This window comes from Nocardia arthritidis, from assembly GCF_011801145.1.
In the GTDB taxonomy this organism is placed as follows: Bacteria; Actinomycetota; Actinomycetes; order Mycobacteriales; family Mycobacteriaceae; genus Nocardia; species Nocardia arthritidis_A.
The window spans coordinates 8719710-8740606 of record NZ_CP046172.1 but is presented as its reverse complement, the minus strand read 5'-3'; the positions used below and the strand labels follow the sequence as shown (position 1 = coordinate 8740606).

20 protein-coding genes and 1 tRNA gene are annotated in these 20897 nt (G+C 66.9%); 17 read left to right on the top strand and 4 right to left on the bottom strand.

All coding sequences use genetic code 11. The features are described 5' to 3' along the window. Positions 1 to 51: 51 nt before the first annotated feature. The 10 genes from F5544_RS39630 (at position 52) to F5544_RS39580 (ending at position 11668) form a co-directional block, all read left to right on the top strand. Entirely contained in the window at positions 52 to 954 is a 903-nt protein-coding gene (locus F5544_RS39630; protein WP_167477889.1) for an ABC transporter permease subunit, read from the top strand. 147 nt (positions 955 to 1101) lie between these two features. Continuing rightward, positions 1102 to 2898 carry an ABC transporter ATP-binding protein gene (locus tag F5544_RS46855; RefSeq protein WP_238846906.1) on the top strand — a complete coding sequence of 599 codons (1797 nt, stop codon included), beginning with the start codon at positions 1102 to 1104 and terminating at the stop codon, positions 2896 to 2898. 99 nt (positions 2899 to 2997) lie between these two features. Further along, complete coding sequence (locus F5544_RS39615; RefSeq protein ID WP_167479807.1) at positions 2998 to 3771, top strand: lytic transglycosylase domain-containing protein; 774 nt, start codon at positions 2998 to 3000, stop codon at positions 3769 to 3771. Between the two features lie 138 nt (positions 3772 to 3909). After that, positions 3910 to 5199, top strand: a complete 1290-nt coding sequence (gene eno, locus F5544_RS39610; RefSeq protein ID WP_167477888.1) for a phosphopyruvate hydratase — start codon at positions 3910 to 3912, stop codon at positions 5197 to 5199. A gap of 32 nt (positions 5200 to 5231) precedes the next feature. After that, positions 5232 to 5846: an FtsB family cell division protein gene (locus F5544_RS39605; protein ID WP_167477887.1), complete on the top strand. Its 615-nt coding sequence runs from the start codon at positions 5232 to 5234 to the stop codon at positions 5844 to 5846. Next, positions 5843 to 6370, top strand: coding sequence for a DUF501 domain-containing protein (locus F5544_RS39600; RefSeq protein ID WP_167477886.1), 528 nt, complete (start codon positions 5843 to 5845; stop codon positions 6368 to 6370). The genes F5544_RS39605 and F5544_RS39600 overlap by 4 nt, the downstream gene beginning before the upstream one ends. Further along, on the top strand, positions 6363 to 7310 hold the full coding sequence (locus F5544_RS39595; protein ID WP_167477885.1) for a Ppx/GppA phosphatase family protein: 948 nt from the start codon (positions 6363 to 6365) through the stop codon (positions 7308 to 7310). Before F5544_RS39600 ends, F5544_RS39595 begins: the two co-directional genes overlap by 8 nt. Positions 7311 to 8088: 778 nt before the next feature. Then, entirely contained in the window at positions 8089 to 9570 is a 1482-nt protein-coding gene (locus F5544_RS39590; RefSeq protein WP_167477884.1) for a peptide MFS transporter, read from the top strand. A 28-nt stretch (positions 9571 to 9598) separates the two neighbouring features. Further along, entirely contained in the window at positions 9599 to 11092 is a 1494-nt protein-coding gene (locus F5544_RS39585; protein ID WP_238846905.1) for an amino acid permease, read from the top strand. Positions 11093 to 11131: 39 nt separating this feature from the next. Continuing rightward, positions 11132 to 11668: a hypothetical protein gene (locus F5544_RS39580; protein WP_167477883.1), complete on the top strand. Its 537-nt coding sequence runs from the start codon at positions 11132 to 11134 to the stop codon at positions 11666 to 11668. A gap of 11 nt (positions 11669 to 11679) precedes the next feature. On the opposite strand, the gene F5544_RS39575 is transcribed toward F5544_RS39580, so the two are convergent. Next, entirely contained in the window at positions 11680 to 12297 is a 618-nt protein-coding gene (locus F5544_RS39575) for a permease prefix domain 1-containing protein (protein WP_167477882.1), read from the bottom strand. Continuing rightward, positions 12294 to 12614 carry a PadR family transcriptional regulator gene (locus F5544_RS39570; protein ID WP_167477881.1) on the bottom strand — a complete coding sequence of 107 codons (321 nt, stop codon included), beginning with the start codon at positions 12612 to 12614 and terminating at the stop codon, positions 12294 to 12296. The genes F5544_RS39575 and F5544_RS39570 overlap by 4 nt, the downstream gene beginning before the upstream one ends. A 36-nt stretch (positions 12615 to 12650) precedes the next feature. Between F5544_RS39570 and F5544_RS39565 the strand changes: the two genes are divergently transcribed. Both F5544_RS39565 and F5544_RS39560 read left to right on the top strand, forming a co-directional pair. After that, positions 12651 to 13019 (top strand): hypothetical protein, encoded by a 369-nt coding sequence (locus F5544_RS39565; RefSeq protein WP_167477880.1) that lies wholly within the window; start codon positions 12651 to 12653, stop codon positions 13017 to 13019. Then, on the top strand, positions 13016 to 14539 hold the full coding sequence (locus F5544_RS39560) for a multicopper oxidase family protein (RefSeq protein ID WP_167477879.1): 1524 nt from the start codon (positions 13016 to 13018) through the stop codon (positions 14537 to 14539). The genes F5544_RS39565 and F5544_RS39560 overlap by 4 nt, the downstream gene beginning before the upstream one ends. 7 nt (positions 14540 to 14546) lie before the next feature. Here the strand turns inward: F5544_RS39560 and F5544_RS39555 are convergent, their stop codons facing one another. Further along, complete coding sequence (locus F5544_RS39555; RefSeq protein WP_238846904.1) at positions 14547 to 15863, bottom strand: serine hydrolase domain-containing protein; 1317 nt, start codon at positions 15861 to 15863, stop codon at positions 14547 to 14549. 175 nt (positions 15864 to 16038) lie between these two features. Between F5544_RS39555 and F5544_RS39550 the strand changes: the two genes are divergently transcribed. Both F5544_RS39550 and F5544_RS39545 read left to right on the top strand, forming a co-directional pair. Next, positions 16039 to 16115, top strand: a tRNA-Leu gene (locus tag F5544_RS39550). Positions 16116 to 16551: 436 nt separating this feature from the next. After that, entirely contained in the window at positions 16552 to 17343 is a 792-nt protein-coding gene (locus tag F5544_RS39545; protein WP_238846903.1) for an SAM-dependent methyltransferase, read from the top strand. Positions 17344 to 17397: 54 nt separating this feature from the next. Here the strand turns inward: F5544_RS39545 and F5544_RS39540 are convergent, their stop codons facing one another. Continuing rightward, positions 17398 to 18438, bottom strand: coding sequence for a hypothetical protein (locus F5544_RS39540; protein WP_167477876.1), 1041 nt, complete (start codon positions 18436 to 18438; stop codon positions 17398 to 17400). A 195-nt stretch (positions 18439 to 18633) separates the two neighbouring features. Here F5544_RS39540 and F5544_RS39535 point away from each other — a divergent pair, with 195 nt between their 5' ends. The 3 genes from F5544_RS39535 to F5544_RS39525 all read left to right on the top strand — a co-directional run bounded on the left by F5544_RS39535 (position 18634) and on the right by F5544_RS39525 (position 20891). Beyond that, positions 18634 to 19002: a hypothetical protein gene (locus F5544_RS39535; protein ID WP_167477875.1), complete on the top strand. Its 369-nt coding sequence runs from the start codon at positions 18634 to 18636 to the stop codon at positions 19000 to 19002. A gap of 232 nt (positions 19003 to 19234) precedes the next feature. Then, positions 19235 to 20254 (top strand): alpha/beta hydrolase, encoded by a 1020-nt coding sequence (locus tag F5544_RS39530; RefSeq protein ID WP_238846902.1) that lies wholly within the window; start codon positions 19235 to 19237, stop codon positions 20252 to 20254. 190 nt (positions 20255 to 20444) lie between these two features. Further along, positions 20445 to 20891, top strand: a complete 447-nt coding sequence (locus F5544_RS39525) for a hypothetical protein (protein ID WP_167477874.1) — start codon at positions 20445 to 20447, stop codon at positions 20889 to 20891. Positions 20892 to 20897 lie beyond the last annotated feature (6 nt).

Here is a 20897-nt window from a genome sequence, read left to right as displayed (position 1 = left end):
ATCGGTGGCTGGCCGGGCGGCGAATCACCAGCCGATGGAGCCGGGTAGCGGATGAATGACGACAGGGACATCCGATCCGGTTGGCGGGCAGCGGGATTCGCTGATGTCGAGCCGACCGGGGCGGTCGATGATGCCGTCGGGCGCACCGGTGGTGCGGTGAAACGCGCTGGCACGCGGTGGTTTCGATGGTTGACCGTGCTGCCCGCCGCAGTGGTGACGGTGCTGGCGTTGATCGGGCCGACAATGGCTCCGCATGCGGCGCAGGCGCCGATCGGGATTCCGTTCGGACCGCCCGGCGGTGGCGCGCCGCTCGGCACCGATCGGCTCGGACATGATGTGCTCAGCCAGTTGCTGTACGGCGGATGGGGTCTGCTGCTGCTCGCGGCGGTGATCGCGGTGCTGGTCACCGGATTGTCCTGCGTACTCGGTGCGGTCGCGGCATTGCGGCCGCGGGTCGGCGGGTGGATCGAGACGGCGACCGATTTCGTCATTCTGCTTCCGGTGGTGCTCGGAATTCTGCTGGTGCTGACGTCGTGGCCGGATGCCGGAGTCTACGGGCTCGTCGTGGTCGCGCTGCTGTTCGGCATTCCGTACTGCGCAAGGGTTTTCGCTGCGGCAGCGGCCGGGGTCGCGGCGAGCGGATACGTCGAGAGTGCGCAGGCCGGCGGGGAACGATTGCCGCACTTGGTGTTCCGCGAGGTGATCCCGAATCTGCGCGAGGTATTCGCCGCGCAGCTCGGCCTGCGTTTCGTCGAGGCCGTCTACCTGGTGAGCACCGCGTCGTTCCTGCAACTGCCCACAACGCTCGGCGCGACGAATTGGGCGGTCATGGTGCGCGACAACGCCTCCGGCATGCTGCTCAACCCGTGGGCGGTGCTCGCACCCAGCCTTGCGATCGCGATCGTCGCGGTGAGCGTGAACCTGGCGGTATCCGCATTCGGGAGGGAGCGGTGAACGCCCGGCCTCAGCGGACAATATCGCCCGATTATCGGCCCGTAACCGCGGAAATCGCCGGATATTGTCCGCGTAGGCCGACGCGAAACAGCACCTCTGCCGAAATCCGGCGTGCCGAGAACGGTCGCCAGCATCGAGGGAGCGAATATGGGTGAAATAGCGATCGATGCCGTGCCGGTCTCACGCGGCGAAATATCGTGTGGCCCAACCTATACCCGCGAATCGGTGCTGGTGGACGGGCTGGCGGTGCGCTGTCCGGAAGGGCGGGAACTGCTGGAGCCGCAGACTTTCCGACTGCGAGCGGGCACCGTCACCGCACTGACCGGACCGTCCGGTTCCGGCAAGACCACGCTCATGCGCGCACTCCTCGGACAGTTGCCGGGCAGTGCCACCCGAACCGGCTCGGCAACCGTGCTCGGTCACGATGTCTTCGCATTGAATCCCGCTGCGCTGCAACGCTTTCGCCGCGACAACATCGCCTATGTCGGCCAGGATCCCGGCTCCGCGCTCAACCCGCTCATGCGGGTGCACCGCCTACTCGCCGAGGTAGCCGCGCATCCATCGCGCGAAAGTCTGTTCGAGACATTGGAATTGGTCGGTCTCTCCGCTGAACACCTGCGCCGCCGCCCCGCCGAACTCTCCGGCGGCCAACAGCGCCGAGTCGCCCTAGCCCGCGCCCTGATCCGCAAAACTCCTGTCCTGATCCTCGACGAACCACTGGCCGGTCTACACGGTGCCCTCCGCACCGAAATCGCCCGCCTGCTCACCGAAATCGCCACCGAACGAGCCACCACCATCCTGCTCTCCGGCCACGACACCGCGGCCATCGACGCCATCGCCACCGACGTCATCCACCTCGCCGCTCCGGTTGCCCGCATTCCGTCGAACTTCGAGGCGGTCGGGGCCGATTCGATCGGTGTTCCGCCGCTATCGGATTCGTCCGCCGGTGCTGCCACTGCGGAGGTCGCCATCGGTGGTTCGGCATCGACCGAACCGGATGCCCGGAACGACGCGATGGCTCCGGTCGACGCGCGGTCGCAGGGCGGGGGTGCAGACCGGGCTGTCGCTGGGAAGACGGCGAATTGTCTTGCCAAGGAAGATGCTTCATCGTCCAAGGTCTCGTCGGCCACCTTGGTCCAGGAACCTCACGTGGGTTCGGGCAGCACCCCGGGGCACGCCGAATGTGATAACGCCAAGCGCGTTGTCGCGGCAAACATCTTGCGCACCAACGGAATCAGCGCAGAATTCGGCGGCCGACCGGTCCTCGCCGACATCGCCTTCGACCTGTCCGAGGGCTCGGCGCTCGCCGTCGTCGGCGCGTCGGGTGCGGGAAAGACGACGCTCGCGCGGGTACTCGCCGGGCTGCATCGGTCGGCGGCCGGAACGCTCGAGTTGCGCGGCGCATCCTTCCCGATCGGCACAGGCAGCCGTAGACCCTACGGCGGCAATGGAATTCAGCTGGTCACCCAGAATCCGCTTTCGGCGTTGAACCCGCGCAGGACGGTCGCGCAGACGCTCGGGCGCCCGCTGCGCCGGATCGGCAAGGTGCCGAGACGGCAGCTGGCGCGGCACATCGCCGAACTGCTCGGTTCGGTGGAGCTCGGTCCGGAATTCGCCGACAGATATCCCGGTGAGCTGTCCGGCGGGCAGCGGCAGCGGATTTCGCTGGCGCGGGCGCTTGCCGCCGAACCCGCGGTGCTCATCTGCGATGAGATCACCTCGGCGCTCGACGGCGCGACGGCGAACGCGATCATGGCGCTGCTGGACCGGATCCGCGCCGAGCGCGGCACGGCGCTGGTGGTGATCAGCCACGACATGTCGTTGGTCGCCAGGCACTGTCAGCGGGTGGTCGTGCTGGACGACGGCCGGATCGTCGAGGCGGGCGACACCACCGCGGTGTTGGCGGCGGCCACCCATCGGGCGACGCTGGAACTGCTGGGCTAGTGATCGATATCTCACGGACGCCGGTGCGTCAGCCCACTTGACCGGATTAGGGGCGAGGACACGGTCGATCGCAAGTTCCCGGTAGGCCGCATCTGGATGATGGATGAGGTGCGATTGACGAAGATCGGTGGGGGACTGTTGCGCGGAGCCGGTCTGATCACCTCCCTGGTGCTGGTGCTCCTCATCGCCGCCTGCGGTGGCGGCAGCGGCACCTTCGGGCCGAGTTTGCCGCCGATACCGGACACCATTCCGCCCGGCCCCGGCACCCCGCTACCGCCGATCGACGTCAACGGCCCGGGCCGAACCGCGGTCCAGTTGGAGGCGTGGGCCCAGCAGCAGGCGAGCGCGCTCGGCATTCCGGTACTCGCGCTGGAGGCATACGGTTACGCCGCCGCGGTGCTGGCCCAGTCCCGTCCCGGATGCGGTATCGCGTGGACGACGCTGGCCGGCATCGCCAGGGTGGAGACGCAGCACGGCAGCCACGGCGGTTCCCGGATCGGCCCCGACGGCAAGGTGGATCCGCCCATCCGCGGTCCGCTGCTGGACGGATCTCCGGGTGTGGCAAAGGTTCTCGACAACGAGGCCACCGCGAAGGCGGGGCACGAGGTGTACGCCAGGGCGATGGGACCGTTCCAGTTCATCCAGGAAACCTGGCAGCGCTGGGGTGTCGACGCCAACGGCGACGGTGTCGCCGACCCGGACAATATCGATGACGCCGCCCTCACCGCGGCCCGCTACCTGTGCGCCAGCGGCGGCGATCTCACCTCGGCGGAGGGTTGGCAGAAGGCGCTGTGGGCCTACAACCAGTCCAACTCCTACATGCTCGACGTCCGCAAGCGGGCCGCCGCCTACAGCGTGGGTCGCCGATCCTGATCCGGCGTTCGCGGGCCCCGTGTGGTTACGCGTCGCTACCGCCTCTGAGCCTGACACTCACGCCGCTGCGATAGGCTCGCACCCGCACGGCCATCCATCGAGACCTACCGTGCCCGCAGCCGAAGGAGTGTCGTTTTCGTGGCCATCATCGAACAGGTCGGAGCGCGCGAGATCCTCGATTCTCGCGGCAACCCCACTGTCGAGGTCGAGATCGCCCTCGACGACGGCACGCTGACCAGGGCGGCGGTCCCGTCCGGTGCGTCGACCGGCGAGCACGAGGCCGTCGAATTGCGCGACGGCGGTGAACGCTACGGCGGCAAGGGCGTGCGCAAGGCGGTCGAGGGCGTCCTCGACGAGATCGCGCCCGCCGTCATCGGTTTGGACGCCGTCGAGCAGCGCACCGTCGATCAGGTGCTGCTGGATCTGGACGGCACCCCGGACAAGTCCCGGCTCGGCGCGAACGCGCTGCTCGGCGTCTCGCTCGCGGTGGCGCGGGCCGCCGCCGAATCCTCGGGCCTCGAGCTGTTCCGCTACCTGGGCGGCCCGAACGCGCACGTGCTTCCGGTGCCGATGATGAACATCCTCAACGGTGGCGCGCACGCCGACACCAGTGTCGACGTGCAGGAATTCATGATCGCCCCGATCGGCGCGCCGACCTTCAAGGAGTCGCTGCGCTGGGGCGCCGAGGTGTACCACGCGCTGAAGGCGGAGCTGAAAGCCAAGGGCCTGTCCACCGGCCTCGGCGACGAGGGCGGCTTCGCCCCCGATCTGGCCGGCGGCACCCGTGAGGCGCTGGACCTGATCGCGGGCGCGATCCAGAAGGCCGGCTACCGGCTCGGCAGCGATATCGCGCTGGCGCTCGACGTGGCCGCCACCGAGTTCTACACCGCCGGAACGGGTTACAAGTTCGAGGGCACCGTGCGCGGCGCCGCCGAGATGGCCCAGTTCTACGCGGACCTGCTCACCGCGTACCCGCTGGTCTCCATCGAGGATCCGCTGTCGGAGGACGACTGGGACGGCTGGGTGACGCTGACCGATCAGATCGGCGACAAGATCCAGCTGGTCGGTGACGACCTGTTCGTCACGAACCCGGAGCGCCTGGAGGAGGGCATCGCCAAGGGCGCGGCGAACGCGCTGCTGGTGAAGGTCAACCAGATCGGCACGCTCACCGAGACGCTGGATGCCGTCGAGCTCGCGCATCGCAACGGCTACAAGACGATGATGAGCCACCGCTCCGGCGAGACCGAGGACACCACCATCGCCGATCTCGCGGTCGCGGTGGGCAGCGGTCAGATCAAGACCGGCGCCCCGGCGCGCAGCGAGCGGGTGGCCAAGTACAACCAGCTGCTGCGCATCGAGGACGCGCTGGGCGATTCCGCCCGCTACGCCGGGGATGTCGCGTTCCCGCGTTTCGTATTCGAGGGCTGACCACCGAAAGTGTGACCCGATAGGCGGTTCAGATGAGTGAGCGACGTGGCGCCGGTCCGTCCGGACGTGGGGACCGGCGCACGTCGCGAACTCCCCGCCCGCGCGCCGGGCACGAGACGGCGGCGCGGCCCGCCGCGAAGCGGACCACCCGCGCGGAGAAGAAGGCCGAGCAGCAGAAGTTCGAATCCCGTGCGGCGCATCGTGATTCGGAGCGGCACGAGCGCAAGTTCCTCGGGCTGTCCACCGGTAAGGCGATCATCCTGGCGATCGTGGTGTGTGCACTCGCGCTCACCCTCGCGGTGCCGATGCGCACCTATTTCGCGCAGCGGTCCGAGGCCAAGCAGCTGCAGCAGCAGCGCGTCGAGCTCGAGGCCGATCTGGCGCGGTTGCGCGATCGCCGTGCGCAGCAACAGGATCCGGCCTATTTGAAGGCACAGGCGCGGGACCGGCTGCGGCTGGTGATGCCGGGCGAGACGCCGTATCTGGTGCAGGTGCCCGGTATCGAGGCGCCGAGCCCGTCACCGGTGACCGGCCCGCCGAAGGCGCCGGATCCCTGGTACACGGACCTGTGGCGCACCATCTCCCAACCCCAGCAAACCCCTGCGGCCGCGTCGCCGCCCGGACCAGCACCGGAAGGACCCAGGTGACCGCACCCACCGACCGCGATCTCGAGATCATCGCCGAGCAATTGGGCCGGGCTCCGCGCGGTGTGCTCGCCGTGGCCTACCGCACGCCCGACGGTGTGCCCGCGGTGGTGAAGACGGCGCCGAGGTTGCCGGACGGCACCCCCTTTCCCACCCTGTTCTATCTGACCGATCCGCGGCTCACCGCCGAGGCGAGCAGGCAGGAGTCGGCGGGGGTGATGCGGGAGATGACCGAACGCCTCACGGCGGACCCGGAATTGGCCGCGGCCTACCGCGCCGCGCACGAGAGCTATCTCGCCGAACGAGACGAAATCGAATCGCTCGGAACGGATTTCACCGGCGGCGGGATGCCGGAGCGGGTCAAATGCCTGCACGTGCTCATCGCGCATTCGCTGGCGAAGGGCCCGGGGGTGAATCCGCTCGGTGACGAGTCGGTGGCACTGGCGGCCGATAATGGATTGCGCGGCACCGCGATTCCGGCGGACTGGCCGAAGTACGCCGACCTACGAGGAGCGCCGAATGAATGATCGGGTAGCGGCCGTCGATTGCGGCACCAATTCCATCCGCCTGCTCATCGCCGACGTCCGCCCCGACGGAAGGCTGGTCGACGTGCATCGGGAGATGCGCATCGTGCGGCTCGGCCAGGGCGTCGACGCCACCGGTTCGCTCGCGCCGGAGGCCATCGAGCGCACCAGGGCCGCGCTCGCCGACTACGTCGATCTGATGCGCAAGGCCGAGGTGCGGCGGGTGCGCATGGTCGCGACCTCGGCCACCAGGGATGCGTCGAATCGCGATGACTTCTTCGCCATGGCCCGCGCCGAACTCGGCGCCGTCGTGCCGGGCGCGGAGGCCGAGGTGATCTCCGGTAACGAGGAGGCGCGGCTGTCGTTCACCGGTGCGATCGGCGAATTATCCGGCGACGACGGGCCTTTCGTCGTCGTCGATCTCGGCGGCGGTTCCACCGAACTGGTCTTCGGTGACGAATCCGGTGTGCGTGCGGCGTTCTCCGCCGATATCGGCTGTGTCCGGATCACCGAGCGCTGCCTGCCCGGCAATCCGCCCACCGCCGAACAGGTCGCGGCCGCACGGGATTTCGCGGCGCTGCGGTTGGCCGAGGCGTTCGCGAAGGTGCCGGTCGACGGCGCGCGCACCTGGGTGGGTGTCGCGGGCACCATGACGACGCTGGCGGCCGTCGCGCTCGACCTACCCGAATACGATTCGGAGCGAGTGCATCTCACGCGTCTGAGCCTGAACGAGCTATCCGGGGTGTGCGATCGGTTGATCGCCATGAACCACGACGAACGCGCGGCACTCGGCCCGATGCATCCCGGCCGGGTGGATGTGATCGGCGGCGGCGCGGTGATCACCGAGGTGCTGGCCGCCGAATTGGCCCGCCGCGCGGGCATTTCTGAATTGATCGTGAGCGAGCACGACATCCTGGACGGCATCGCGCTCTCCATCGCCTGATCGCGGTCCTGGCGAAGGCGGGCTACTGCGTTTTCAGCACCACCTATGGCGCCGGTCCGCTCGGCCCCGCGCTCGGCGCGGTCGCGCCCGTGCCGGACAGCGCGGGCCAGGACCCGGCGCATGCCGAGCCGGTGACCTGCGAGACGGTCCTGCCGTTCGTCGGTGCGCCCGCGCGTTGATCGTTTTATCCGGCGGCGCCGTCGATTTCGCGACGGCGTCGCCGTATCCCGATGCGCCGTAGACGATTTTCCGAACACTCGTCCATCACGTTATGATGCGACCGACCGGTCGGTTATCCCCCTGGGGGAGGGGGCACGGGGATGACCGGTCCCGGTTCCCCACTGCCGTTCGCCGGATTCCGGCGGGCCGCAGCGGGTTTCGGTCCTCATCCATCCCGCCGGTTGCTGGCCGCCGCGATGCGCGGCGCATTCGTGCCCGTCGTGATCGCCGATCCACCCGCCGCGAACCGATATCGGTTCGATCATGGCGATACCGCGTGCGGCACCCGGAGAGCAGGATCACGCTGCGGCAACCCTTCATCCCACTGATCGAGACCGTAGGCTGTAACCGTTCCGGAGACGATCTGTCGAAGCGGCTGCCAAGCCCCGTTGTCTGATCGATTGCCGGAAAGTTTGCCCAAGATCGCGGCGGCCGGGTTTTCATCCCGGCTTCATGAATAATGCCTGGATAGCTATGGCCAATCGGCCAAAATGGACCCCGCGGCGTTGTTTGTCCTGACATTCGGTGTGGATGCCGGTCAATTGCTATCGTCCGTGCAATGGGTGTCAGTGTGTCCGAGGACCGAACAGCAGAAGAACAACCGGCTCCGCGCCGGACGGTGTTCGGGCATCCGATCGGATTGGTCAATCTGTTCGGAGTCGAGCTGTGGGAGCGGTTCTCCTTCTACGGCATGCTCACCATCCTCGGGTACTACCTGTACTACTCCGTGACCGAGGGCGGTCTGGGCCTGTCGGAGGCCACCGGTGTCGGCATCGTCGGCGCATACGGCGGCCTGGTGTATCTGGCCACCGTGCTCGGCGGCTGGATCGCGGACCGGGTCCTCGGCATGGAACGCACCGTCTTCTACGGCGGCCTCGTCGTGGTGTTCGGGCATCTCGCGCTGGCAGTGCTGCCGGGCCTGCTCGGCGTCGGCGTCGGGCTGACGCTGATCGCGCTCGGCAGCGGCGGGTTGAAGGCCAACGCCTCCTCGCTGCTCGGCACCCTGTATCCGAAGGGAGACGGCCGGGTCGACGGCGGATTCACCCTCTTCTACCTCGGCATCAACACCGGTGCGTTCATCGGTCCGCTGCTCACCGGCCTACTGCAGACCCGGATCGGCTTCCACTACGGCTTCGGCGCGGCGGCCATCGGCATGGCGCTCGGCCTGACCCAGTACGTGGTGTTCCGGCGCAACCTCGGCGACGCGGGCCGCACGGTGCCGAATCCGATCACCGCCAGGGAGGCCCGTCCGCTCGTCGGGTTGGTCGCGCTCGGCATCGTCGTCGTCGCGGCGGCCTGGGCCACCGGCCTGGTGACCCTGCACAATCTGCCGAAGGTGACCACCGGCGTCATCGCGGTCGCCGCGGCGATCTACTTCGCCCGGATGCTCCGCAGCCCCAAGGTGACCCAGTTGGAAAAGAGCCGGGTGCGCGCGTTCATCCCGCTGTTCATCGCCAACGCCGTCTTCTGGTCGCTGTTCCAGCAGACCTTCACCGTGCTCGCGGTGTACGCCGACAAGCGGATGAACTGGAGCATTTTCGGCTGGACCGCACCGTCGAACTGGATCGGCTCGATCGAGCCGGTGTGGATCATCACGCTCTCACCGCTGTTCGCGGCCATGTGGACCAGGCTCGGCAATCGGGCGCCCAGCACGCCGCGCAAATTCGCGCTCGGCGTGATCGGAATGGGTTTGGCCTTCTGGCTTTTCGTCCCGATGGCCGGCGGCGAGGGCAAATCTAGCCCGGCCATCGCGGTGGTGTTCATCATGGCCGCGTTCGCGGTCGCGGAGCTGATGCTCTCGCCGACCGGCTTGGCGGTAACCACGCAGCTGGCGCCGGAGGCATTCCGCGCGCAGATGATGGCGCTGTACTTCTTCTCGGTCGGCATCGGCACCTCCACCTCGGGTGTGATGGCCCAGTACTACTCACCGAAACACGAGCTCGCCTACTTCGGCATCACCGGTGTCGTGGCAATATTGGCCGGTTTGGTCGTGCTTGTCATCGCGCCGCGGATCAGCAGGCAAATGGCGGGCGTGCACTAGCACCCGGCAGAAAGTTAAGGAGATCCTTGTGGCCATTCGCGGCTCAACCAGCCGAGGCTCGACCGGTTGGGGCGGACTGTTCCGCACCAAGTCGATCGAGCAATCGATCCGCGACACCGATGAACCGGATTCGAAGCTCCGCAAGGATCTGACCGCGTGGGACCTGACCGTCTTCGGCGTCGCCGTCGTGATCGGCGCGGGCATCTTCACCCTCACCGCGCGCACCGCGGGCAATGTCGCCGGACCCTCGGTCTCGCTCGCCTTCGTCTTCGCCGCCGTGGCCTGCGGGTTGACCGCGCTCTGCTATGCCGAGTTCGCCTCGACGGTTCCGGTCGCGGGCAGCGCGTACACCTTCTCCTACGCCACCTTCGGTGAGCTGGTGGCCTGGATCATCGGCTGGGACCTGGTGCTGGAATTCGCGCTCGCGGTGTCGGTGGTCGCCAAGGGGTGGTCGCAGTATCTGGGCCAGGTGATGGGCTCGCATTCGCCGATCGTGCACATCGGTTCGATCAGTTTCGACTGGGGCGCGGTGCTGTTGATCGCCGTGCTCGGCGTGCTGCTCGCCACCGGAACCAAACTGTCGTCGCGGGTGTCCGCTATCGCGGTGGCGATCAAACTCGCGGTGATCGCGCTGGTGCTGGTGGTCGGCCTCAGCTACTTCGACAAGTCGAACCTCTCGCCCTACATCCCGCCGTCGCAACCGTCCGGCACCAGCGAGGGCATGAGTCAGTCGCTGTTCTCCTTCTTCACCGGCGGCGGGCACAGCAGCTTCGGCTGGTACGGCCTGCTGGCCGCGGCCTCGCTGGTCTTCTTCGCGTTCATCGGATTCGACGTGGTGGCCACCGCGGCCGAGGAAACCAAGGACCCGCAGCGGGCGGTGCCGCGCGGCATCCTCGGCTCGCTGGTCATCGTCACCGTGCTGTATGTGTCGGTTTCGCTGGTGCTCACCGGCATGGTGCCCTACACCGCGCTGTCCGGTGAAAACGCGACGCTGGCCACCGCCTTCGCACTGCACGGCGCGAACTGGGCCAAGAACCTCATCTCCATCGGCGCGCTGGCCGGGCTCACCACCGTGGTCATGGTGATGTACCTCGGTCAGACCAGGGTGCTCTTCGCCATGTCGCGCGACGGCCTGCTGCCCCGAAAACTGGCGCGTACCAGCCAGAACGGCACACCGGTCCGGATCACCGCGCTGGTCGGCGTCGTCTGCGCGGTGCTCGCGGGCTTCATCGATTTCGGCACGCTGGAAGAGATGGTGAATATCGGAACCCTGTTCGCCTTCGTGCTGGTTTCGGTGGGCGTTGTCATCCTGCGGCGCACCCGGCCGGACCTGCCGCGCGGATTCCGCGTGCCGCTGGTTCCGCTCATCCCGGTGCTCGCCGTGCTGGCCTGCCTGTGGCTGATGCTGAACCTCTCGGTGGAGACGTGGCTGCGTTTCCTGGTGTGGATGGCGCTGGGGCTGCTGGTGTACTTTGCCTACGGTCGGCGGCATTCGCTGCTCGGGACATCCACCGCGGATTAGCTTCCGGAAGGGCAAGCCATGCGTCGCTGGTTACGACGCTTGATCGGTCGGCGCACTCCCCGCATCAGTGCGCCGGCCGCTCCCGTCGATACGACGGGCACCGATCTGGTGCTCGGTTGGATCGATAGCGTCGTGGCCGGGCTGACCCACCCGCCGAGCGGTCCGCCGGAGGCCGCGCCCGCCCGCGCCTGCGACGGGCTGTTCACCGCCGCGACCGTCGCCGCCGTACTCATCGAAAAGGTGCGGCCGTGGCAGGAACTGAAGACCGCCAACCACCGCTGTCTGGTCGCCGCGGTCGAATTCATGAAGGCGCTCGGCGAGGAGACGCTGCGCACCCACCGCATCGCCGGTGTCGTCCAGGTCGCCTGGAACGATATGACACCGGAGATGGATACCGCCGCCATCTGCGCCCGCATGATCCAGCTCGGCGAGACGCTGCAACTGGCGCTGCTGGCGGTGACCACCGATGTCTCGCTCTCGGCCGACGTCCGCGATGTCGCCGACGACTACGGCCTGCCCGCCGCCGATACCGTCATCGAGGCGTTCGACGCGGTGCGCACCGGATCCGCCCATTGAGGCGCGGCCGATCAGGCGCGCGCCAGCCGGAACTGTGCGAGGAGCAGCGGCGCCATCGTGCCGATCGCGATGGGAAACATGAATGGCCACAGGAACATTCGTGGTGCGATGAGCGTCAGCGTGGCAATGCCGACGGCGAGGGCGGCGGCTTCGCCGCGGGTGCAGAGGTTCAGGGCGTGCACCGTGCCGGTCCAGGCCCGGCGGTGACCGAGCCGCCCCGTCGCCAGGTAAGTGGTCATGGCGGTGGTGAAAGTGACGATTGCGGCCAGGCAGAGGGTCAGGACGATCAGGATCGCCGGTAGCGGAACCTGTTGCGGGTGATAGGGATTCAGCTCCCAGGCGGCCTTCCATGCGCCGACCGTCGCGGGGATCGCCATCATATTGGCCAGCGCGCGGCGCCGCGCCGTGACGATATCGATATCCTGTTGGAAAGCCGAGCGGATCTGGTCGAGCGGGCCGAAATCCGCGACGGCGAGCGCTGTCGCGCGCGAATCCGTAACGCCCGCTTCGCGATACGCGGTGACCGCGTCCTCGAGCCCGGCGGCGGCCTCGGCGAGCAGCCTGCGTTTGGCGCGCGCCGGACCGCGCAGTCCGCGGTCCAACTCGGCGAGATAGTCCTCGATCGTCATCGCGCCGCGAACACCGTGCTGATGGTGCTGGAGAACTCGGCCCAGGCGGCGCGTTGTTCGGCCAGGTCGCGCCGGCCCCGCGCGGTGATGGTGTAGACGCGGCGTTTGCGTCCGTCGGCGCTCGCCCAATCGCTGCTGATCGCACCGGCGCGCTCGAGCCGGTGCAGCGCCGGATAGATGGTGCCGCTCGGCACGTCGATGGCGCCGCCGCTACGCAGGGCGAGAGCTTGGCTGACGCCGTAACCGTGCAGCGGCGCGCGCTCCAGGACGGCGAGAACGAGACCGTCCAGATGTCCGCGGAGTTCGTCGGCCCTCATGTGCAGACAGTCTACACGTGCGCTACATTCGGCTATATGAAGACAGGCTACACATTGGCCTTGCGGTGGGTGATCACGCTGCACGCACTGGGCGCCTTCGGACAGGCCGTGCTGGCCGGGCGGTTCCTGTCCGGCGACTACGACATGGTGGCCGCGCACGCCACCAACGCGACCGTCGTCGGGGGCATCGGATATCTGCAAGTCGTTGTGGCGCTGCTGGTTTGGCGTCCAGGACGCGGGCCGGTCTGGCCGCTCGCCGTCAGCGTCGGACTCGTGCTCGCCGAGACCGCGCAGATCCTGCTCGGCTACTTTCGCGGTATCGGCGTGCACGTGCCGCTCGGCGTCGCCATCATCGCGGCGCTGATGGTTCTGCTCACCTGGGCCTGGCGACGGAGTGCGGCATGAGGCGGCGTGGGTTCCTCCTCGCGGGCGGTGCGGCGGTGCTCGGCGCGACCATGGGGGCGAGCGTGCCGTGGCTGATCTCCGCCGGCGAAACCGGCCGCCTGCTCCGCAGCGAAATGCCACTGCCGCAACCCTTTCGGGTGCCGCTGCCGATTCCGCCGGTGCTGGTGCCGCGCGCCGACGAGACCACCGACTATTACGAGATCACCCAGCGGGTGGCCATGCGGGAGATCGTGCCCGGGGTATCCACCGAAATCTGGGGCTACGACGGGATCTTCCCGGGCCCGACCATCGTGTCCCGCAGCGGCCGCCGAACCGTTGTGCGGTATCGCAACGAACTGCCCGTGCCGACCGTCGTCCATCTGCACGGCGGGCACACGCCGGCGGACAGCGATGGGTATCCGACGGATCTGATTATGCCGCAAGGCATTACCGGTATGCATGGGCATTCGATGGGGCATTCGGACAGCCGCGCCGTCATCGCCGACGGGATGCGCGAGTATGTGTATCCGATGCGGCAGCGAGCGGCGACGCACTGGTACCACGACCATCGGATGGATTTCACCGGCCCCGGTGTCTGGCGCGGGTTGGCCGGATTCCATCTGATCCGCGATGACGAGGAGGCCGCGCTGCCGCTGCCAGCGGGCGATCGGGACATCCCGCTGCTGCTCACCGACCGAGCCTTCGGCTCCGACGGCGAATTACTCTATCCCGCGGTCGATCCCGGCATGCCGGGAGTGCGCAAGGAGTACCGGCAGGGCGTGCTCGGCGACGTTATCCTGGTCAACGGCGCGCCGTGGCCGATGCTGGAGGTCGCCGCGGTGCGTTATCGGTTCCGCGTGCTGAACGCCTCCAATGCGCGCCGGTATCGGCTTGCGCTGGAACCCGATTCGGGCGGGTTCAGCCAGATCGGCTCCGACGGCGGGCTGCTCGCGGCGCCGGTGCGGCACGACGAGATCGACATCGCGCCCGCGGAACGTTTCGACTTGGTGATCGACTTCTCCCGTTATTCGGTAGGGGAGCAGGTGGTACTGGTCAACCGGTTGGACAGCGGGCCGGCCGGACGAGTCATGGCCTTCCGCGTCGTGCGCGCCGGACGCGACGACAGCCGAGTGCCGGATCGGCTGTCGGTCATCGAGCCGCCGCGCACGGACGACGCGGTAACCACACGGACATTCAGCTTCCGCGACAACGGTGGGATGGGCTGGAATGTGAACGGTGCGCCCTTCGAGCCGGATCGCATCACCGCCCGGCCGCGGCTGGGCGATACCGAGATCTGGCGTTTCAGCACCGACTTCCATCATCCGATCCACCTGCACCTCAACCAGTTCCAGGTGCTGTCCCGCAATGGCGCCGCGCCGGGGCCGTACGACGCGGGCTGGAAAGACACCATCAACCTGCGTCCCGCCGAAATCGCCAGTGTGCTGGTCCGTTTCACCGACTATCGCGGCAGATTCCTCTATCACTGCCACAATCTCGAGCACGAGGATATGGCGATGATGGCGAACTTCGAGGTCGTCTGAGCCTGCCTCAATGTATTCCGGGTGTCGCGGGGTCCGGACCGACGCAGCCGAGGATGAAGCAGCCGGGCGGCCAGTTGGCGAACGGCGCCGACATCGGTTTGCCCAAGCAGGACAGCGGATTACAGCCCGGATAGGCCATCGGGCCGACGCCGAGCGCGGCCAGCGTCGCATCCGGGTTGGAGATCATCGGATCGGACAGCTGCGTATCCGGTTGCTGCACATAGGGTCCCGGATCCGGCAGGCGGGGCGTGCGGAAGGCGCCCGCGACGGCGCGCAACACGTCGTGCGGGAAGCTGACGGCGCTGCCGGGGAAGGTCACGCCGGTCCAGCTCACCAGCAGGCCCAGGCTGGGGACCGCGAAATTGTCCTGGCGCATCATGCCCGACATCTGCAGCGCGTCCGGCGGCAGGCCGGGGAACATATTGCCGCATTCGGGGCCGTTCACCACCAGCAGGAAGCCGTAGCAGCCGTGCACCGGCGACGGTTTGCCCGCCAGCGCGAGATAATCCCGCGAAATCACCTGACGATCACCCCAGGTGCCCCGATTGGCCAGCAGCAGACCGAGTTTCGCGAAATCATCCGGCGGAAGAACGAGGTGGGCGTAGCCGTAGGTGTTGCCGCTGCGGTCCCGGCCCCAGAAGTAGTCGGACCGTTTGATCCCCAACGGGTCGAACAGCTTTCGCTGCGCGTAGACCTGAAGATCCTCGCCGACGGCCTGCTGGATCACATAGGCGAGCAGATCGACGCCGCGCTGGCTGTAGCGCCATTCGGCGCCCTGCGGTTCGTCGATCGGCATGCCGAGGGCCTGCGCGACCACATTCGGATCCAATTGCGCCAGCCCGGTTATGCCCTCCGAGGCCACCGCGACCTGCATACCGGACGATTCCTGCAGCAGGTTGCGCACGGTGATGGCGCGATGCCCGGCATCGCCGAGGCCGGGCGGCAGATAGGTGCCGATCGGCGCGTCGAGTCGCAGGCGGCCGTCATCGATGGCGATGCCAGCGAGCAGCGACACCACGCTCTTGGTGCTGCTCCACAGATTCCACGGCACCCCAGCGGCTTTCGCGTTGTTCGGACCCACCGCGATCAGGCAGTTGTTCCGGAATATCTGCAATGTCATCCGGGTCGGATCGGCCGCGAAACGCACCGCCTCGCGCAGCGCGTCCGGATCCAGCCCCACCTCCTCCGGCGTCGCCGTCTCCGGCGCCCGCCCAGCGCTCACCGCACAGTGCTTCAACTCCGCGGCATGGGCGGTCACCGCACACCCCAGCGATAGCGCGACGGCCGTGACAACACCCACCGCAATGCTTTTCAGCCGACCCACGCCATCCTCCACAACCCGACCATTTTCCAGTTGGCTCATCGGGCTGGACCGTCCGGCGTTAACTCGCTGAGCTGCCCTTACTTACTGGGGCAGCCGTTCTGGGGCCCGGCCGCGACACATCGAACCCCCGAACCCATTCCGGTACATCCGTACGATTCGGTACGCTGGCCGACGCGCCCCCATAGCCCAATTGGCAGAGGCAGCGGACTTAAAATCCGCCAAGTGTCGGTTCGAGTCCGACTGGGGGCACCATTGCGGCGCGCGTCGCGGTGTGATCAGGGGTTCTGCGCCGAGCCGACCGGTGGTTCCGTTCCTGGGTGGTTCGGGCGGCCGACGCGATGATCCGCGCGCCGCGGTCGGCAACCCGCCGAGAAGTTACGTGCGACGGTTCGAGGCCCGAATTGCTGTTCCGCTGGCGGATCCGCCGAATCGTTGAAACTTGTTGTAATGCCGGAAGTCGAACAATCGCCGAATCGGTTGATTCGGACGCGGATTCGCGGGGCGGTGTTGTCGATTCGGCGGGTCGCGGTCTGGCATGCTGATGCGGTCGGTGATCGACCGAATCGGTTGAGGGACAACGCTCGTCGAGCGGCGGAATGCCCACGGTAACGATGCCCTTCCGCCGCAGGTTTCACGCAGTTGGCGGTCGCGGCTTGTTACGATGGGCGAGGATATCGAGGGAGGTACGGTGTCGGACGGCAAGCGGGTACCGGCGGGCGTCGATCCAACCAAGCCGAACGCGGCTCGGCTGTACAACTATTTGCTCGGTGGCAAGGACAACTACGAGGTCGACCAGGTTGTCGCTAATCGCATGCTCGCAATTGCGCCCGATACCAAGACAATGGCCTGGTTCAGCCGTCAGTTCCTGCTCAAGGCCGTGCAAATGGCCGCCGAGGACGGGATCCGGCAGTTCATCGATATCGGTGCCGGCATTCCGATTTCACCGAATGTGCACGAGGTCGCGCAGAAGATTCAGCCGTCGGCGCTGGTGGCCTCGGTAGATTACGACTCGGTCGTATACGTGCACACCAACGCGATGCTGAGCGGTGCGGCGGGCGTCACGCCGATACTCGCCGACATTCGCCATCCCGAGGACATCATCGAGCGGTGCCGCGTCGAAGCCGGAATCGACTGGGACAAACCGGTCGCCATTCTGATCGTCGGTGTCCTGCATTTTGTCATGGATGACGAAGGGCCCGCCGAGATTTTCTCGGAGTTGCGCGACGCGATGGCGCCCGGCAGTTACCTCGCCTTCACGCACGGCTGGGACGAAAGCGCCAAGGAATTCATCGACCAGTCCGCCACGGATCTCGACGGCAGTTCGTCGCAGGCGAGGTTCCGTTCCAGGGCGCAGGTCGCCGCGTTCTGCGAGGGTTTCGAAATCGTCGACCCCGGGCTGGTATCCGTGCAGGAGTGGCTCGACGACGACCTGCCGGTGACCCGGCTGGCGATTCTGGCAGGCGTCTGCCGTAAGCCCTGAAGCCCACCCGTCACCCGACCACCACCCCCCATCGAATCGCTACGCGATGCTGAATCAATCTGCCGCGGCCAGCGCGGCGGCGCGCACTACCATCCGGTCGGCTATGTCGCGGGGCCGTCGGCCGAGCCCGCAGGCGCTCGCGACACCGTCCACCGATCGTCCTAGGGCCGCCTCGATCATGCGCAGGGTCCGCACCTGCTCGGCCTCGGCGGGCGTTTCGTGCACGAATCCCGCGTAGAAACCGGTGTTTTCGCCGATGGCCAGGTCGGCCAGCGGTGCGTACCATTTCGGATTCGTCGACGGCGGCTTGTCGCCCGCCGCGAGCGGGCCGTGAATGTATTCCAGCGGCCGGCCCGCAGGCCAGTGTCGCGCAACGGAATTCGCCAGCGCCACCAGCGGGCGGGCGTCGCGCATGGTGGTGCGTGCCTTGTTGCGCATGCTGCCGAGGCACAGGTGCACGCCGAAGCGGGTGCCCGCGGGCGCGGCGGCGGCCATCGCGGCGATTCCCTCGCCCAGGCGCAATTTCGCCTCCACGAACCGGTGAAAAGGCTGAGTTTTGGCAAGCAGTACCAATTCCGCGGTGGCCTCTATCTGGATGAGGACATCGTTTTCGACCAATTTCTGCACGGCGGCGATGTCGCGGACCAGGGCATCGGTGAACGCCTTCTTGTGTTTCCGAACGCCGTTCACCCCCATGGAAATGAAGGACAGCGTGAAATCGCTCGGCATGCCGATCTGCAGCGAAAGGTCGGGAAGTTCGTAGGCCTCGCGCAGCCGATGGAAGACCGGTAGCGCCTCCTCGGCCTCGGCGGGAATGCCGAGATTCATCATTTCGCCGGTCAATTCGACGCCGCGGGGTACCTGGTACAGGGTCCGGTCCGAGCTGGTGCGCCAGCTGCCCTGCCGCTTCACCTCGAGCAGACCCTGCCGGGCCAGATCCTCGACGATCGGCTGGATATACCACTCATAGCGATTCGTCTCGCCGGTGGCCAGCGTGCGCAGCCGGGTAGCCGCGCCGTTCAGCATGGCTCGCATCGCGTCGTCTGTGCTCTCGGCCGGAAAACTGCCTACGAAATGCACAGCTCGCGCGCCCATGTCGTGCATCGTAGAACGAACCCTCCCGTACTTCTCACCTGCCCAGGTTGTCCGGGTGTGTCCGTTCTGCCGACACGCCATCGTCCTCGGCCCGGGTGCACTTCGTGTGCCTACCAACTATGCGATAAGCGCGGGAGTTTGTGTGCGGTATTGTGATTCGTCGGTTGAAGGCGCTCCTGTCGTGGAGGAAGCTCGGTGACGAAGAAGCTTTACGCCCGCATGATGAAGGCATCCTGCCCCATAGATACCGAATCCATGGCTAAAATGCTGCCTGTCCTCCAGCACGAGACCATCCCGCACGCCATGAGCGACAAGGGCGTTCGCCAGGTTTTCTTCTTCGTCGATCGCCAGGACAACACGGTCTTCTCGATCACGATGTACGACACCGAGGAAGATCTGCACAACGCGATGCGAGAAGCCAAGAGCGAGTACCGATTCGAGAGCCTGGCCAAGCTGGGCTGCACCGCATTGGACGCGCGGGAGTTCGAGGTGGTGGCGGGCGCGGTGGCTCCCGACGCACCCGAGGTCGACTTCGCGAAGCTCATTCCGATCGAGAAGGACTGAGGGCCAGCAAATCTGAAATGTGATCGGGCCCGATTCGAGTTCGGCTGGCGCACAGTAGGGTTCGGCCGGCCGGTGTCCTTACGCCCGCTGCCGCAACAGAATTGAAGGACCACAAGGTCACTTGCCGATTTTCGGCGAGTAACCTTGCGAACCGACCGGCGCGGGTTATAGCCTCCCTCACTGATAGCTGCACATAAATGGTTTCGCGTATTCACCAAAGGGAGCGCGTCGCGTGCGAACCTCATTACGGGCCATGGCCGCATCCGCAGTGACAACACTACTGTGCTTCGTGCCCGGTATTGCCCAAGCCGATCAAGCGTCATCGGATGGCTGCCAACCGGTTTCCTTCCAGCAGCCGCAGGGCACGCTGGTCGGAACGCTGTGTGTGCCTTCGCGATCGGCAAAGGCCGTCATGGTGCTGATGTCGGGGTCCAATTACAACGGAACATATTGGGACTTCCCCTATCAGCCAGAGAAATACAGTTTCCGCCGGGCGATGAATGCCGCGGGTTTCGCGACGCTCATCGTGGACCGGCTCGGCAATGGCGACAGCACGCATCCGCCCGCGCTGTCGCTGTCCGCGAACACCACCGCGACGGCACTGCACGATATGGTGCAGTCCCTGCGTCGCGGGCTCGCCGGCGCCCAGCCGTTCGAGAAGGTCGTCACGGTCGGCCATTCGCTGACCTCGTCCACCTCGATCATGGAGCAGATCGCCAATCATGATGTCGACGGCGTGCTGCTCACCGGGTATTCCCATGCGCTGGACCTGCCAGGGACGTTCAGCGTGATCGCCGGCTACTATCCGGCGGTACAGGATCCGAAATTCGCCAACAGCGGTGTCGATCCGAATTATCTGGTCAGCAGGCCCGGCACCCGCTTACACGATTTCTTCGACCCCGCCGATGTCGATCCCGAGGTGCTGAAGATCGACGAGGCGAATAAGGAGATGTTCTCGATCAGCGAGTATCCGGACGGTCTGCTGACGACGCTGCCCGGCGAGTCGAGCCTGATGGACGTGCCGGTCATGATCGTCAACGGTGGCCGCGACCGGCTGGCCTGCGGTGCGGGCTATGTGGTCTGTGCGTCGCCACAGTCGCTGCTGGCCGAGGAGGCGCCGTACTTCAGCCCGAAGGCGCGGCTGCAAACCTTCGTGGTGCCGGGTAGCGGGCACGCGATCAACCTGGCGCTGGACACCCACGACTACCAGGTCGCGGTGATCAACTGGATGAATTCGACCATCTCGAGTTAGGCGTACCTCCGCATTCGCTCCGGCCGTGCGCGGGTCTACGGGCGACTTCGTCGGCAGCGCCTATTAGGTTGCGGCGCAAGGAATTCGGCCGGGGTGGTGGATGTCGCCCCGGCCGAACCGTATGCGGGACACGTGTCCACTGGCCTTGACGTTACGGCGTGATCGGGTGATCTCCCAATACCGTGGAGGTATGCGTACTTTCGTACACCTGGTGCTGTTCGCCTGCGCGATCGCCATCGCGGTCGGGGCCTTCGGTCCGCTCATCGGCACCGTCGAGTCGCGCCATGTCCGGCTGACCGACCTGCGCGACGGGTTCGCCTCCGGCGGCTCGCTCGACCAGATCGGCGGCCAGTCGGCATCCTTCCAGACCTCGCTGATCATCGTGCTGCTCGGCGTCGCCGCCGTCGTGCTCATCGCGGCGCTGTTCGGCTCACGCATCGCGGGCTGGCTCGGCGTGCTCGTCGGACTGGCGGCGCTGGGTGTGCTCGCCTGGCGGTTGGATGAGCGGTTCGACCACCAACTCCGCAGCGACTATCGCCATCTGCTCTCCGGAACATGGGGACTCTATGTGCTCGGCGGTGGGCTGGTGTTGGCTCTGCTATCACTCCTGGTGCCCCGCGAGCGAGCCCTCCGGTAGGGCGTC

Bases quoted from the DNA above. Each gene is read 5' to 3' on its own strand.
- F5544_RS39595 (WP_167477885.1), top strand. From the start codon at position 6,363: ATGAATGATCGGGTAGCGGCCGTCGATTGCGGCACCAATTCCATCCGC.
- F5544_RS39575 (WP_167477882.1), bottom strand. From the start codon at position 12,297: ATGACGATCGAGGACTATCTCGCCGAGTTGGACCGCGGACTGCGCGGT.
- F5544_RS39630 (WP_167477889.1), top strand. From the start codon at position 52: ATGAATGACGACAGGGACATCCGATCCGGTTGGCGGGCAGCGGGATTC.
- F5544_RS46855 (WP_238846906.1), top strand. From the start codon at position 1,102: ATGGGTGAAATAGCGATCGATGCCGTGCCGGTCTCACGCGGCGAAATA.
- F5544_RS39605 (WP_167477887.1), top strand. From the start codon at position 5,232: ATGAGTGAGCGACGTGGCGCCGGTCCGTCCGGACGTGGGGACCGGCGC.
- F5544_RS39590 (WP_167477884.1), top strand. From the start codon at position 8,089: ATGGGTGTCAGTGTGTCCGAGGACCGAACAGCAGAAGAACAACCGGCT.
- F5544_RS39615 (WP_167479807.1), top strand. From the start codon at position 2,998: ATGGATGAGGTGCGATTGACGAAGATCGGTGGGGGACTGTTGCGCGGA.
- F5544_RS39570 (WP_167477881.1), bottom strand. From the start codon at position 12,614: ATGAGGGCCGACGAACTCCGCGGACATCTGGACGGTCTCGTTCTCGCC.
- F5544_RS39525 (WP_167477874.1), top strand. From the start codon at position 20,445: ATGCGTACTTTCGTACACCTGGTGCTGTTCGCCTGCGCGATCGCCATC.
- F5544_RS39540 (WP_167477876.1), bottom strand. From the start codon at position 18,438: ATGGGCGCGCGAGCTGTGCATTTCGTAGGCAGTTTTCCGGCCGAGAGC.
- F5544_RS39560 (WP_167477879.1), top strand. From the start codon at position 13,016: ATGAGGCGGCGTGGGTTCCTCCTCGCGGGCGGTGCGGCGGTGCTCGGC.
- F5544_RS39565 (WP_167477880.1), top strand. From the start codon at position 12,651: ATGAAGACAGGCTACACATTGGCCTTGCGGTGGGTGATCACGCTGCAC.